Annotated in this window: 11 protein-coding genes; 1 reads left to right on the forward strand and 10 read right to left on the reverse strand. The window is 61.9% G+C overall.

From position 1 onward, the window contains the following. The first annotated feature begins 50 nt into the window (after positions 1 to 50). The gene (locus GM655_RS21215; protein WP_155436666.1) at positions 51 to 707 is read left to right on the forward strand and encodes a pyridoxamine 5'-phosphate oxidase family protein; all 657 of its coding nucleotides are present in this window, start codon (positions 51 to 53) and stop codon (positions 705 to 707) included. Here GM655_RS21215 and GM655_RS21220 read toward each other — a convergent pair. From GM655_RS21220 to GM655_RS21265, 10 genes are all read right to left on the reverse strand, one after another. Beyond that, positions 664 to 2,418: a hypothetical protein gene (locus GM655_RS21220; protein ID WP_229632684.1), complete on the reverse strand. Its 1,755-nt coding sequence runs from the start codon at positions 2,416 to 2,418 to the stop codon at positions 664 to 666. The genes GM655_RS21215 and GM655_RS21220 overlap by 44 nt on opposite strands. Positions 2,419 to 2,426: 8 nt before the next feature. Continuing rightward, positions 2,427 to 4,466 carry a DUF4175 family protein gene (locus tag GM655_RS21225; RefSeq protein ID WP_155436667.1) on the reverse strand — a complete coding sequence of 680 codons (2,040 nt, stop codon included), beginning with the start codon at positions 4,464 to 4,466 and terminating at the stop codon, positions 2,427 to 2,429. Beyond that, on the reverse strand, positions 4,450 to 5,520 hold the full coding sequence (locus GM655_RS21230) for a BatA domain-containing protein (protein ID WP_155436668.1): 1,071 nt from the start codon (positions 5,518 to 5,520) through the stop codon (positions 4,450 to 4,452). The genes GM655_RS21225 and GM655_RS21230 overlap by 17 nt, the downstream gene beginning before the upstream one ends. Further along, positions 5,517 to 6,416, reverse strand: a complete 900-nt coding sequence (locus GM655_RS21235; RefSeq protein WP_229632685.1) for a DUF58 domain-containing protein — start codon at positions 6,414 to 6,416, stop codon at positions 5,517 to 5,519. Before GM655_RS21235 ends, GM655_RS21230 begins: the two co-directional genes overlap by 4 nt. Positions 6,417 to 6,431: 15 nt before the next feature. Further along, on the reverse strand, positions 6,432 to 7,448 hold the full coding sequence (locus GM655_RS21240; protein WP_443094159.1) for an AAA family ATPase: 1,017 nt from the start codon (positions 7,446 to 7,448) through the stop codon (positions 6,432 to 6,434). A gap of 1 nt (position 7,449) precedes the next feature. Further along, positions 7,450 to 8,070 carry a DUF4159 domain-containing protein gene (locus GM655_RS21245; protein WP_371866920.1) on the reverse strand — a complete coding sequence of 207 codons (621 nt, stop codon included), beginning with the start codon at positions 8,068 to 8,070 and terminating at the stop codon, positions 7,450 to 7,452. Positions 8,071 to 8,088: 18 nt separating this feature from the next. Beyond that, positions 8,089 to 9,426 carry a TldD/PmbA family protein gene (locus tag GM655_RS21250; protein WP_155436669.1) on the reverse strand — a complete coding sequence of 446 codons (1,338 nt, stop codon included), beginning with the start codon at positions 9,424 to 9,426 and terminating at the stop codon, positions 8,089 to 8,091. 3 nt (positions 9,427 to 9,429) lie between these two features. Further along, positions 9,430 to 11,067, reverse strand: a complete 1,638-nt coding sequence (locus tag GM655_RS21255) for a TldD/PmbA family protein (RefSeq protein ID WP_371866921.1) — start codon at positions 11,065 to 11,067, stop codon at positions 9,430 to 9,432. A 61-nt stretch (positions 11,068 to 11,128) separates the two neighbouring features. After that, positions 11,129 to 12,466 carry a TldD/PmbA family protein gene (locus tag GM655_RS21260; protein ID WP_155436671.1) on the reverse strand — a complete coding sequence of 446 codons (1,338 nt, stop codon included), beginning with the start codon at positions 12,464 to 12,466 and terminating at the stop codon, positions 11,129 to 11,131. Positions 12,467 to 12,483: 17 nt separating this feature from the next. Beyond that, positions 12,484 to 14,121, reverse strand: coding sequence for a TldD/PmbA family protein (locus tag GM655_RS21265; protein WP_155436672.1), 1,638 nt, complete (start codon positions 14,119 to 14,121; stop codon positions 12,484 to 12,486). Between the last annotated feature and the right edge of the window lie 380 nt (positions 14,122 to 14,501).

Consider the following 14,501-nt stretch of genomic DNA (forward strand, 5'->3'; position numbering starts at 1 on the left):
GGAACCATCACTCCATTATATTGGCACTTCAATTCAACCGGATGGAGATTATGACCACACCAGAAACTGCCGCAGCACCGAGCGAACGCACGCGTATCCGCCGCATCCCCACCAATGCCGCCTATGACACAGCCACACTGCACGCCATCGTCGATGCGGCCTACCTGTGCCACATCGCTTTTGCCGATGAGCGGGGCGCGCATTGCATCCCCACGGCATGCTGGCGCGAAGACGGCCACCTGTACATCCACGGCTCGAATGGCAGCCGTATGCTCAAGCGCCTGACGGACAGTGAATGCTGCGTGACGATTACCCATCTCGATGGGCTGGTGCTGGCGCGTTCCGCCTTCAATCACTCGATGAACTACCGCTCGGCCATGATTTACGGCCGCTTTGAAGTAGTCAGCGACGAAGCACAGCGCCACCGTGCGCTGGAAAACTTCATGGAGCATCTGGCGCCCGGGCGTCAGGCAGAAATCCGCGCCGGTTCGGACAAGGAATATGCGGCCACCACCATCCTGCGCATCAGCCTCGATGAAGCGGCCTGCAAGATCCGCAGCGGCGGCCCGAACGACGACGAAGAAGACATGCAGCAGCCCGCATGGGCCGGTGTACTACCGCTGGCACTCAAACCACAGGCGCCAATAGTCGACGAGGGCTGCCTTATGCCGGCTCCGGCCTACGTGCAGCAGTGGCTGCAGGATTGAACTGCTCGCGCCACCACAGCACCAGCATGCAAGCGATGAACAGCAGGCCGGATGAGGCAATCGGCAGCAGCGCGGTGGTAGCCGGTGCAGCTTGCTGCGCCGATGTGGCTGCCAGCGCTGGCGAGGCCGAAGTCATGGGCTGCGCCTGGGCCATTCCCTGCGGGGTGTGGCGCGCAGCATAACGCACCGTGGCATCGCGCCGCAGCGCGCGCTGCCACGCCGGCCAGTCATTCGGCCCGTACACATACAGGCGCTCCGCTTCCTGCGTACCGCCCAGTGTCATAGTCAGCCAGCCTGCCTGCGCTGGCCAGACTGCGGCGCAGGCCGCATCGGCTTTGTCACGGCGGCGCTGCAATGGCTGCTGCGACAAGCCCTCCACCTGCAGCATGGCGCCCGCTGGCGCACCTTGCACACATAGCTCGCTGCGCAGTCCCGCCAGCGGCATTGGGTCATCCAGCTGCCATGCCAGCTTGCCCTTGCTCGGCAAGGCTATCGTATCCAGCGCCACCTGCCACCATGCTGCCAGCGCCTGCGGCGCACTGATGGCGTAGCGATGCCATTCCGTCAGCCCGAGCCAGATCACGCGGCCACGCTGCAGTTCGCGCTGCCACAACCATGGCTGCTTCCTGTCATCCTGTGCCAGCACGCTCCAGCCGGCACTCTGCCCGGCCGGATTCCAGGGTGCTGGCGCCAGCGCCAACTGCGTACCAGCCAGCGCAAACTGGCGCATGTCTTCCTTCTCCGTAGTGGCCGACTGGGCTTGCAGATGCAGGCCAAATTCGCGCTGCCACAATGCCGTATCGGCCGCATTCGCGCCCAGCACCACCAGCGGCACTCCCTGTCTCACTTGCGCCAGCAAGGCGCTGCGTGCAGCCGGCGCCAAATGTTCGATATAGGCCGCGTCAGCAAACAGCAGGTTGGGCGCTGTCAAAGCTTCGCGTGCTGCTTCCTGACGGGCGATGGCCTTGCCCAGCGTGACATTCCAGTCCACCAGTGCTCCGCCATCCACCAGCAACTGATTCAGGCTACGCGCATCGAACGACGGCGCATCAAACAGCCCGCGTACCTGCAACGGTGTCGCCTCCCTCACCTGCAGCGGCAACGGTCCCTGCGCCTGCACTTTGCCAGCCGCATCCAGTATGCGCGCCTGTAGCACCATCGCTTCCGCCACAGGTGGCAGCCATTGCACACTCTGAGTTGTACCAGCCTTTGCCGCTGGACCGGAATCCGCCAGCACCTGATGGTTTTCTGCCAGTAGCTGCAGCCGCCAGCCTGCCTGTGCTTCGCCACGCCGCACTGTCAGCGTGAACTGCCGACCCAATGCCAGCGTGCGCGGAAAATCCAGCCAGAGCAGATCGGCCGCCTTGGGCGTCCATTGCAGCGGACGGGCCGGCACATCGCGCCACTCCGCATCGCGCAAGCCATCGCCGCGCAGCTCCACAGCGCTGGCTGCGGCCACACGCTGCAGTTGCGTTGCCGTGACGGCAGCAGGCGCATCGCTCTGGATCACAACAGGCGCCGCTGCACCGGCAGGCAGGCGCAATCCGGCCAATGTAAGCGCCAGCGCCAGTGCCGCCAGCAGCACCAGCGCTGCGTTGATCTGCTGATGCCGCCGCAGATACAGCGCAGCACTCACCATACCAGTCAGCACAACGGCCAGCGGCACTAGCCACTGGCTCAGCGGAATCGACGACCATAGGGCAGACATCATGGCAGCATTCATTGTGCGGGCTCCTTGCCATTCCAGGCGCGACGGAAAGCGGTATCGCTCACGCTGCGCGACTGTAGCAGCACGGGCGCCTCGGTCAGCGTACCGCGCAGCCACGCGCGCAGTTCGCCACGGCAGGGCAAGCAGCCATCCTGCACATCCTGCACGGCGCGCTGCGCCGCCAGCTTCTGTTCCGGATCGGTGATGCGCTGGCTAATCGCTTCCCGTGCGGCCTTGCTCCATAGGGCAGGCAAGGCGCTGTCCTGCGCCAGCGCCTGTACCAGCTCGCGCACTTCGGCTGGCACGCTCACACTGGCCGCTCCTTGCGCACGCTTGTAGCCAAGCACACCGACTATATCGCCACTCATGCGCTTCTCTTCTTTCAGCGCAGGCGGAACGAATGCCGTACGGTGCAGATAGACCCGCTCGGCCGCCTGCAATTCCTTGATCGCTTCCAGCGCCTTGTATTCTGGCGCTAGCGCCGTCTTCGGCGTGATTGCACGCAGCGACTTCTCCGCATCCCACATGGCGGCCAATGCGCGCTTCAGGATCGCTTTGGTCTTGGGATCGAAGATGGTGGCATTATCTTCCTGATCGTGGGCGTGGCCAAACTCCTTGAGCATGGAACTGTCACGGCCAAAGCCGGCTGCCGGTGGGCCGCCTTCGTGGCCATGCTCGCCCTCGTGCTCGTCGCCGAACAGGCTGGATTCCTCACCGAGGAACTGGCCATAGCGCAGCCTTAGCTTGGCCTGATCGTTAGCAATCGCCTCGCTGCGGCTACGCACCGTGGCAGGCGGCATCGAAGGCTGCGCCTGCATATCGGCCAGCAGCTGCTCCGTATCGATGATGATCTGACGCTGGCTGCGCAGCGTTTCCGGCTTGGCCAGACTAGGCAGCGCGGTCGCTTCCAGACTCTCCGCTTCAGGCGCGGGCAAGCGCAGCGTGTAAGTCGGCGACTGGGTGGTGTGCGGATGGTCGGGCGCATTGTCGCTAGCCCGCACGAAGAAATACAGCTCGTCGCCGGGTTCCATACCCAGTTCACTCAGATTCCATTGCTTCTTCCAGTTGCGCTCTTTCGGATTGGCCGACTGCGGCAGCGGCACTTCGCGGTCGCTGAAGCGGATGTTCTCGCCGCTGCCGCGCGCGAGTGTCATGTGCAGGCTGGCACGGCTGATCGCGTAATCATCCTTCGCGCTGACGGCAATCTGCACGCTGCGCGCATCACGGGCCAACATATGTATCAGCTCAGTAGGCTCCGTAATCGTCACCTCGGGTGCCTGATCGGGAATCACCCTGATGGTGTAGCGCGTAGCGCCCGGCTGGCGCAGACGCCAGAACAGCGATTCATCGACGCGCTGGCGGATACATTCAGCACCCAACTGCAGCGCGCTGCCATCGCCTAACTCCACCACGGGCAACACGCTGCCTGCGTCCTTGAGGCACCAGTACACCGTGGAATACTGCGGTATCTGCACATCCCGTGCCGCCGTTTCAAAAGGTTTGCTACCCGTATAGGCGGGCGGTTCCACGCGCAGATAAACTTCGCCACCACCGGCCACGCGGGCGCTGCGCTGCGCTGCAGACGGCATGCCGGCGGAGGACTGGCGGCTCTGCACCACGCTGCCAATTACTAGCCACAGCACTAGCACCAGTAGCGGTGCCACTGGCCAGCGCACACGGCCACGGGCAATGGCGGCATAGTCGGCCTCACCCAGCACGGCATGCAGGCGCGCCAGCAAGCGCTGCTGCTGCAGACGGCCGATGGCGGAAATGGCATCCATCGCCAGCAGATCGGCACTATCCTCAAGTGCCGGAACAGCAGCATTCAGCCACGACGTCCATTCTGCATGGAGGCGCCGGCGCCAGCGCTGTACATCAAACGCCACCCACAATACCGCCAGCAGCAAGCCTGCCAATATGAACAGCCGTGCCGCAGGCAGCAGCCAGAGGGCGAGCAGCAGTGGCACCAGCAGCGCCGCCCATACTGGCAAACGGCGCAGGAAGATGGCGCGACGCAAACGCTGACGTAATAACTCAGTTTCGTCGCGCATGACTCAGTACCCGTTCGATCATCAATAGCGCCAGCAGCACATATGCCAGCCAGCGTGCCGGTTCAGCTTCGGCAGCTCTGCCACCCGTCGCAGGCGTGGCGCTCCACTGCTGCGAAGTCAGTCCGTACGGCGTTGCCGCTGCTGGCTGTAGCTGCTGCCAGCTCTGGTACAGTGCGTATGCAGCTTCCGCATCGCGTGGCGGAAATGCGTCCGAAGTCCAGATACGGCCTTGCGCGGTGTCGGCATATTGCAGACGCAGGCCATTCAGGCTCACGCTCTGCCCTGCAGCTTTTTCGCTGTGCACGCGTGCGGTGCCCAGCCACCAGTGTGGCGCTGACCACCGGGCGGGCGCGGGGTCTGGCCGGTCCCAGATAATCAGGCTGGTGGCCGGACCAGGCGTATCGACAAAACGCACGGCCAACCCGCCTTTAGCCTGATCGGCGCCGACACTTGCAAACGCGGCAAACATGGCGCGCCACAAGGGCAGTCGTTCCGGCGTAGTCGCCAGCACTACTTCCTGTATGGCCAGCCCAGGCGGCGGCGCTTGATCGCCGCTCGCAGTGCCAGCCATGGTACGCAGCGTCACCGCATGGGCGAACTGGGGCGGCCGTGCGGGCATGGCCAGTTGCTGATCGCGGCTGACCACCAGCAGACGGGCGGTGGCGCGCCACTCGCGCTCATGTTCGGCCAGCCAGCGCAAAGGCTGGGCAGGCAGCTCCAGTTGCTGTGCGTGGCCCATGCCAGCGGCGGCAATCTGCTGCTGTGCCCACACCGGGTCCGCACCTTTATCCAGTAGCACGGTATCCCCGCGCCACGGCACGATGGTGGCAGCCAGCCATGCCAGCAGTACGATCAGCAGCAGACAGCGCACCAGTAGCAGCAGGCGGTCGCGCCACTGCCAGATGCGCAATTGCTGGGGTTCGGCAGCGGGCAGGAAGCGCGCAGTCGCCAGCGGCTCTGCCGTCAGCCGCTGACGCTTCTGCCGGTGCCACCACCATGGCAGCAACAGCAGCGGCAAAGCCAGCCACCAGTAGGGATAGGAACTGAAGATCATCGGCTGGCAGCCCTTCTCGCGCCTGCCGCACGTAGCCAACCGCGCAGCACTTCCACTACCGGCTGCTCGATACAGGCCACAGTGTGCACGATATCGCTCTGACGGCAGGCCTGTGCCACCGCATCGAAATGGGCACGGCTCTGTTCGCGATAACTGACACGGTCCGCGCCGCTCAAGCGATGCAGGCCGCCACTGCGTTCGGGATCACGATAGGCTGTACCAGCACGGAAGCTGGCATCGACTTCCGCCTGCGTACGCAGCGTCAGCAGCCGTACGTCGTGCTGCATGCGGCGCAGCCGCTGCAACGCCTCGCTGAGTGGCGAAGGCCAGTCCAGAAAATCGCTGGCGACGAACATCACCGCAGGGCTGCGGGCAAAGTGCAGATGGGCTTTCAGTACCTCGCTGGTGGGCAGGCCACCCAGCGGCTGCGCCTTGTTCAGCTGTGCCAGTACGCGCTGCAACTGACGTGGGCCACGAGCCGCAGGTGTGAAATCCACCTTGTCGCCACTGCACACCACCAGACCGAAGGCATCGCCCTGACGCTGGGCTATCGCCGCCACACAGGCCAGCACGGTGCGGGCAAACCACAGCTTGTCGATGCCGTTGATCTCGCGGCTGGGTTCCGCCATGGACGCAGTCGCATCCAGCCATAACCAGACCGCGACGTGGCTGTCACGCTCCGCTTCGCGGATGAAATAGCGATCGGCACGGGCCAGCAGCTTCCAGTCCACGCGGCGCCATTCATCACCGGGCGCATACGCACGGTACTCGGAGAACTCCACGCCAGCACCGCGCTCACGGCCTGCATGAATGCCATGGCCGAGTCCTGCCAGCACGTGCCGGATCACCAGATCCAGATCACGGGTCTGCGCCATCATGGCGGTGGTAGGCATCATCGTCAGCGTACGGCCTTAATCGGGACGGATATGTTCGCGCAGGGCCTGCAGAATCTCGGCGATGGCGATGCCGTCCGCTTCCGCTTCGAAGTTGCGCAGCACGCGGTGGGCCAGCACCGGCAACAGCATCTCGGCGATGTCTTCGCGAGTAACGGCCAGCCGCTGGTGCATCAGCGCGCGTGCCTTGGCGGCCAATACCAGCGCCTGTCCGGCACGGGGGCCTGCGCCCCAGCCCACGTGCTTCTGCACGGCAGGCACCGTGCTCAGTGCGGGGCGGGTCGCGCGGATCAAGCGGGTGGCATAAGCCAGCAGATGGTCGCCGATCTCGATATCGCGTACGAGCTGCTGCAAGCGCAGCAGAGTCGCCACATCCATGACGGGTTCGGCATCGCGCAGACCGGTATGGGTGGTGGCCGAGACCATGGCGATTTCTTCCGCCTCGGTCGGATAGCCCACGTCGATGCGCAGCAGGAAACGATCTAGCTGCGCTTCCGGCAGCGGATAAGTACCGGCCTGCTCGATGGGGTTCTGGGTCGCCAGCACAAAGAAGGGTTTGGGCAGACGGTGGGTGCGGCCTGCAAACGTGACGCTGCGCTCCTGCATGGCTTCCAGCAGTGCCGACTGGGTCTTGGGCGGAGCGCGGTTGATCTCGTCGGCCAGCAGCACCTGGGTGAACACGGGGCCTTGCTGGAAGCGGAACTCGCGCTTGCCGGTGGCATGGTCTTCTTCCAGTATCTCCGTGCCGACGATATCGGACGGCATCAGGTCAGGCGTAAACTGTACGCGGTGGAAGTCCATATCCGTGGCCTGCGACAGCGATTTCACCAGCAGCGTCTTGCCCAACCCGGGCACGCCCTCCACCAGCGCGTGGCCGCCAGCCAGCAGACAGATGATGAGCGAGTCGATCACGTTTTCCTGACCGATGATCACGCGCGCCATGCTGGCCTTGAGCGCCGTAACTTTGGCACACAGCGCTCCGATTTCATTTTCGCTCCAGGCGACGGCACCTTCGGCCTGCATCAATGTAGACAAATCAAGCTCCCAACGCGTATTGAATGATGTTGACGGCAAAGCGGGTGTTATCGATCGCCAGCCAGCGTTTGTTGCGGAAGTCGTAATCCCACTCGCAACCGTAGTCCTTGTTACTGTACAAAAGCCGCACGCGGCCACCGAATTCCACGGCCTTCAGATAATCGTGCACCAGATCGTCGCCCCAGCCGTTCAGCTCCACGCTGGTATTCGGCGGCCCGTCGAAATGGAAGAAGCTCGAATACACGGGATGGCTATTCGGTATCTTGTGCAGGGCTTTCGCGCCGAAGATACGGCCGATCTCGGCCTCGAACGATTTGGCAAACAGGCCATCGATATCGTGGTTGCAGTCATCCACGAACAGGAAACCGCCGCCACGGATGTAGCGCTCCAGATTGCGCCGCTCGGCCGGTGTGAACTGCACCAGCTTGTGGCCGGCGAAATAGCAGAACGGCGCTTCCAGCATTTTCGGATCGGATAGCGCGACGATGCGTTCAACGGGGTCCACCCGCAAGGTCGTGTATTCGACCAGCGAGTTGAGCACATTGCTCGGCATGCGGATGTCCACATCCCAGTCGCCCGACTCGTAAGTCAGGCGGGTGAAATAAAAATCGTAACTGGCCACGCTGTGTCCCGTGCTGCCTCAGACCGCGTCCGACAGCGAGGTGAAATTAAAGTCGCGCACCTTCATCGGCGGAATCAGCATCTGGAAGCGCACTTCGTCACCGCCTATCACCACCGGCTTGCCCAGCTCCTCGATATTGTTCAGCATCGATACGGGGCTTTCGTTGAAGCGGAAGTTCTTGATCGGGTGCTTGATCTTGCCGTTCTCGATGTAGAAAGTGCCGTCGCGGGTCAGACCCGTCAGCAGCAGCGATTGCGGATCGACCATGCGGATATACCAGGTGCGCGTCACCAGCACCCCCTTCTTGGTATTGGCGATCAGCTCCTCCGTAGACTTGCCGCCACCGGCCATGATCATATTGCCGTGCCGGCCGAACGCCTGCTGCCCCTGTTTGGCAGCCCAGAAACGCGTGTAGTCGAGCGAAGCGATCTGGCCGCCCTTGATCACATCCGTGCGGTGGCGCGCCAGCATGGAAGCACTGTCCCATGGCAGCACCGGCACTTCCGGATTCCACGGGTCGGCCCAGACATTCACCTGTTCGTCGAACAGCTTTTCACCGAGGCGGTTACCGCCGCCCTTCTTCGACAGGAAGCTGCGCCCCTCGTCGGCCTGACGTGCATCGAACGCGCCGAACATGCGGCCTATGATTTCCGAGGTGGCGGCCGGTTCCAGTATCACCGTGTAGCGGCCCGGCTCCAGCGCCTTGGCTTCCACCGAGCGCAGGGCTTTTTCTATCGCGATCTCCGATGCTTCGCGCGCATTGAAGCGGCGCGCATCGGTAGCCGCACGGGTAGCCCAGCCGGAACCACGCCCATCTTCGGTGCGGGTGGTGACGGTGAAATCCAGATCAGTGTAGGTCTGATGGCCAAACACGCCATTCGAATTGGCGATGGTGGCGAAGCCCGTGTTATCGACAAAGAAGCCCGCTGCCACCAGCCCCTGCTTGCGGCAGGCGTTGATGCTGCTGGCCGCCACTTCGGCACGGTATTCGGGATCGATGGCTGCGCTAGCCTCGCTGAAAGTGGCGCTAGCCTTGTAGTCCTGCTGCGTGATAGCGGGCATGAACTCGGGATTTTCCGGTGCCAGCCGCGCCACGTCCTCGGCACGGCGCACGGCTTTTTCCAGCGACTTGTCATCGAACTCGTTGATCGACGCCGTGCCCTGACGCTTGCCAAACGCGACGCTAACGGTGAGCTGGGTATTCTCCACCAGCCCGGCCGTCGACACGCTGTTGCGCGCATAGCGGATATTGCCCTGGCGGCTGCCACTGATCTGCACGCGGCATTCATCGGCATGCGAATAGCCGATCACCTTGTCGCAGATACGCTTGGTTTCTTCCTGAGTCAAGATCTTCATGGCTTATCCTATCTTGCGGGCAGTGTTGATGACATTGATACCGTTGAAGCGCGTGGTGGGCGAACCATGCGAGACAGCGCTGACCTGACTAGGCTGGCCTTTGCCGTCGAAGAAGGACCCGCCCATGCGCCAGTCGCGCTCATCGCACAGGGCCGAACAGGCATTCCAGAACTCCTGGGTGTTCGACTGGTAGGCCACGTCTTCGATAGGGTTGGTGATTTTGCCGTTCTTGATTTCGAAGTACAACTGGCCGCCGAACTGGAAGTTGTAGCGCTGCTGGTCGATCGAATACGAGCCGCGGCCGAGGATGTAGATGCCTTTCTTGACGTCCTTGACCATTTCGTCGGGCGTCAGTTTTTGTTTGCCTGCTTCCAGCGAAACGTTAGGCATGCGCTGGAACTGCACGCTGCTCCAGCTATCGGCATATGAGCAGCCATGCGATTCCTTCTCGCCGATGATGGCCGCCTGATCGCGCGTGGCCTGGTAGTTCACGAGAATACCGTTGCGTATGATGTCCCAGCGTTTGGACGGCACGCCTTCATCATCGTAGCCCACGCAGCCGAGCGAACCGGGCGTAGTCTTGTCGGCGACGAAGTTGACGATATCCGAGCCGTACTTGAAATTCTTGGTACGCCATTTGTCGAGCGTAGCGAAGCTGGTACCGGCGTAGTTGGCTTCGTAGCCCAGCACGCGATCGAGTTCGGTGGCGTGACCGACTGATTCGTGGATGGTCAGGAACAGGTGCTCGGGCGACAGCACCAGATCGTATTTGCCCGGTTCGACGGATTTGGCGCTCAGCTTCTCGCGCGCCTGACGGCCCGCTGCACGCGCATCTTCGATCAGATCGTAAGCGCCCTTGTACAGCGTGGTGACGCCGCCGGCAGCGGCGACCTTGTTGGCCGGCTTGGCATCGAAGAATTCATAGCCCATGCTGGCCGGCGAAGACAGGCCGTCACGGGTACGGAAACGGTTGGTGGCTTTATCGACGGCGGTTGCCGTCAATGGCGACCACAGACGGTGGATATCCTGATCGATATAGGAACCATCAGTGGAGGCAAAATACTTCTGCTGATTTACCTGGAACAGATTGGCCGCCATGAAGCTGGCCCCGGCTTCCAGGCCGGCCTTGTTGGCCGCGATCAGCATCTCGGCCTTTTCCTTGATGGGCACCGTACGCCAGTCCTTTTTGAATGGCGTAGCCCACGCTACTTCGCCCACGCCTTTGACGGGCGCCAGCACCACAGGCTCAGTCTGCAGCTTGGCATTGGCACGGGCTATCGCCACCGCCTGGCGTGCCGCCGCCACCACCGAGTCGGGCGTCATCACATTGGTCGAACAGAAGCCGTAAGCGCCGTTGGCGATCACGCGCACACCGACACCGGACGATTCCGTGTTGACGATGTTTTCCACATTCAGATCGCGCGTGGTGAGGAACTGGTTCAGGTAGCGCCCTATGCGTACGTCGCAATAACTGGCACCGGCCTGCGTGGCCGCGTTCATGGCCGCATCGGCCAGCGCTTTCTTGAACTGCAGCGCCATCGGGTTGAGCAGCTCTTCCGCGGCGATGGCATGGCCGAACACCGGTATCAGCAGGCTACCGCCAGCGGCAGCGCTTATCTTGAGAAATGAACGTCGTTCCACAATAACTCCCTGAAATGAAAACAGGGCCGGAATGGCTTCCGGCCCCGGCTACTACCCAGCTTTATACGGCATCCGACAGCGACGTGAAGTTGAAGTCACGTACCTTCATGGCCGGAATCAAGAGCTGGAACTGCGACTCGTCACCCGACAGGATTTCCGGACGGCCCAGCTCTTCGATGTTGTTCAACATCGTGACGGGGCTTTCGTTGAAGCGGAAGTTCTTGATCGGGTGCTTGATCTTGCCGTTCTCGATGTAGAACGTACCGTCGCGGGTCAGGCCCGTCAGCAGCACCGATTGCGGATCGACCATGCGGATGTACCAGGTACGAGTGACCAGCACACCCTTCTTGGTATTGGCGATCAGCTCTTCGGTCGACTTGCTGGTACCGGCCATGATGATGTTGCCGGGCGTGCCCACGGCACGCTTGCCCTGCTTCTTGGCCCAGTAAGTCGAGTAATCGAGGTTGGCCACTTTGCCGCCCTTGATGATGTCCTGACGTTCGCGCGCCAGCAGGCTGCGGCCATCCCATGGCAGCACGGCCACATCCTTGTCCCACGGGTCGGACCAGACATTTACCTGCTCGTCGAACAGCTTCTCGCCCAGACGGTTGCCGCCGCCTTTCTTGGACAGGAAGCTGCGGCCTTCGTCGGCCTGACGCGCATCGAAGCCGGAGAACATAAAGCCCAGCAGGTCCGAAGTCGCAGCCGGCTCCAGAATCACCGTGTAGCGGCCTGGTTCCAGTGCCTTGGCATCGACCGAGCGCAGGGCTTTTTCGATCGCCACATTCGACGCTTCGCGTGCATCGAACTTGTTGACGTCGCCCACGCTGCGCTTGGCCCAGCCCGAACCGCGGCCATCTTCGGTACGCACGGTGACGGTGAAGTCCAGCCCCGTATCGCGCTGGAAGCCGAACACGCCTTTCGAGTTGGCCACGGCATTGAAGGTGGCGTTATCGCTGAAGAAACCGGCAGCTACCAGCTTGTTCTTCTTGCTGTTCTCGATGCTGTAGGCGGCCACCTGGGCACGGAATTCAGGATCGATATCGGCCGTCTTCTGGAAGAAGGTTTCGCTGGCGCGGAAAACCTGCTTGTCCGGGGTAGGCATGAACTCCGGATTTTCCGGTGCCAGCTTGGCCAGATCTTCCGCGCGGCGCACGGCTTTTTCCAGCGACTTGTCATCGAACTCGTTGATGGTGGCCGTGCCCTGCTTCTTGCCGAAGGCGACCGATACCACCAACTGGGTATCTTCGATCAGACCGGCCGTGGAGACGGCATTGCGCGCGTAGCGGATATTGCCCTTGCGGCTGCCGTTGATATTCACTTCGCACTGGTCAGCCGTGGAATAGGACAGCACCTTGTCGCAAATCTGTTTTGCTTCTTCTTGACTCAAATTCTTCATCTCGTGATCTCCAGGGCTTAGCCGATTTTGCGTGCGGTGTTAATGACGTTGATGCCGTTGAAGCGCGTGGTACTTGCGCCGTGCGACACCACCGAAACCTGCGACGGCTGTCCCTTACCATCGAAGAAGGAACCGCCCATGCGCCAGTCGCGCTCGTCGCAGATGCCCACGCAGGCATTCCAGAACTCCTGGGTATTCGATTGATAGGCCACGTCTTCCAGCATCTGGCCAATCTTGCCATCCTTGATTTCGTAGTACAACTGGCCGCCAAACTGGAAGTTGTAGCGCTGCTGGTCGATCGAGAAGGAACCGTCGCCGACGATGTAGATGCCCTTCTTGACGTCCTTGATCATTTCGTCCGGCGTCAGCTTCTTCTTGCCTGCGGACAGAGAGACGTTAGGCATACGCTGGAACTGCACGCTGCTCCAGTTATCGGCGTACGAGCAGCCGTGCGACTCTTTCTCGCCGATGATGTGAGCCTGATCGCGCGTGGCCTGATAGTTGACCAGAATACCGTCCTTGATGATGTCCCAGCGCTTGCACTTGACGCCTTCATCGTCGTAGCCCACATTGCCGAGCGAGCCCGGGGTGGTCTTGTCGGCCACAATGTTGACGTGCTCGGAACCGTATTTGAAGGTCTTGCTCTGCCACTTATCCAGCGTGGCGAAGCTGGTGCCGGCGTAGTTGGCTTCGTAGCCAAGCACGCGATCGAGTTCGGTCGGGTGGCCGACCGATTCGTGGATGGTCAGCCACAGGTGTTCCGGTGACAGCACCAGATCATATTTGCCCGGCTCGACGGATTTGGCTGTCAGCTTGGCCTTAGCCTGCTTGCCGGCCGCGCGCGCATCTTCGATCAGGTCGTAGGACTTGGTGTACAGCGTGGTCACGCCACCAGCCGCCTTGATCTTGTGCTCGGGACGCGCATCGAGGTATTCATAACCCATGCCGACCGGCGCCGACAGGCCCTGACGCGAGCGGAACTTGTTGGTCTTCTGGTCCACGGCAGTCGCGAAGACGGGCATCCACAGGCGGTGCATATCCTGATCGATGTAGGAGCCATCGGTGGAAGCGAAGTACTTCTGCTGGTTCACCTGGAACAGCAGCGACTGCATGAAGTTGGCACCGCCTTCCATGCCGGCCTTGTTGGCGGCGATCAGCAGTTCAGCCTTCTCCTTGATCGGCACGGTGCGCCAGTCCTTGACGATAGGCGTGGCCCACGCCACTTCGCCCACGCCTTTGACAGGCGCCAGGATCAGCGGCTCGGTCTGCAGTTTGGCATTGGCCTTGGCGATCGCCACGGCCTGACGCGCGGCAGCCGCCACGCCGTCGGCGCTCATGTCATTGGTCGCAGCAAAGCCGTAGGCACCACCAGCGATCACGCGGATACCGACACCGGCCGATTCCGTGTTGACCACGTTTTCCACATTCAGATCACGCGTGGTGATGAACTGGTTCAGATAGCGCCCTACCCGCACGTCGCAGTAGGAGGCGCCGGCCTGGGTTGCCGCCGTCATGGCGGTATCGGCCAGCATCTTCTTGAATTGCAGGGCGACTGGCTTGAGCAGATCTTCTGCCGCAATCGCGCGGCCGAAGGCGGGCAACAGCATGGTGCCCAGCGCCAGACTACTTATATTGAGGAATGCACGTCGTTCCATCGTATCTCCAGATTGTCACAACTAGGTTGGGAAGACTGGCCTGCTGGCCGCGGCTAGAGTTTTGCTCCGCCGCTTTCTACGTTCTACTGCACCTGACATATCCGCCGCTGTAATGGCTGGTAATGCAATCTTAGCGCCAGATTAAGCTACGGTACAGGCAAAATATGTGCCATCGATTGCAGGACGCAATCTGCTGGTAGGCGCGGCTGAAACCGGTCATTTGAGCGGCGCCGGTGTCCGCAAACTGTCCGGCCAGTGTCCGCCCGGTGTCCGATAAAATACCCGGGCCACTCTAGTGGTATTTACTTGACCTTACGACAAGCTTGGCCGATCATCGCGCTGGACGCGCTACGGCGTGTCACCCGATACTGCAACCCGAG

It is taken from the genome of Pseudoduganella danionis, assembly GCF_009720775.1.
In the GTDB taxonomy this organism is placed as follows: Bacteria; Pseudomonadota; Gammaproteobacteria; order Burkholderiales; family Burkholderiaceae_D; genus Rugamonas; species Rugamonas danionis.

What these genes read in the sequence shown, in the direction of transcription:
- GM655_RS21230 (WP_155436668.1), bottom strand. Translation starts at nt 5,520, where the DNA reads ATGATCTTCAGTTCCTATCCCTACTGGTGGCTGGCTTTGCCGCTGCTG.
- GM655_RS21265 (WP_155436672.1), bottom strand. Translation starts at nt 14,121, where the DNA reads ATGGAACGACGTGCATTCCTCAATATAAGTAGTCTGGCGCTGGGCACC.
- GM655_RS21235 (WP_229632685.1), bottom strand. Translation starts at nt 6,416, where the DNA reads ATGATGCCTACCACCGCCATGATGGCGCAGACCCGTGATCTGGATCTG.
- GM655_RS21225 (WP_155436667.1), bottom strand. Translation starts at nt 4,466, where the DNA reads ATGCGCGACGAAACTGAGTTATTACGTCAGCGTTTGCGTCGCGCCATC.
- GM655_RS21260 (WP_155436671.1), bottom strand. Translation starts at nt 12,466, where the DNA reads ATGAAGAATTTGAGTCAAGAAGAAGCAAAACAGATTTGCGACAAGGTG.
- GM655_RS21250 (WP_155436669.1), bottom strand. Translation starts at nt 9,426, where the DNA reads ATGAAGATCTTGACTCAGGAAGAAACCAAGCGTATCTGCGACAAGGTG.
- GM655_RS21215 (WP_155436666.1), top strand. Translation starts at nt 51, where the DNA reads ATGACCACACCAGAAACTGCCGCAGCACCGAGCGAACGCACGCGTATC.
- GM655_RS21220 (WP_229632684.1), bottom strand. Translation starts at nt 2,418, where the DNA reads ATGATGTCTGCCCTATGGTCGTCGATTCCGCTGAGCCAGTGGCTAGTG.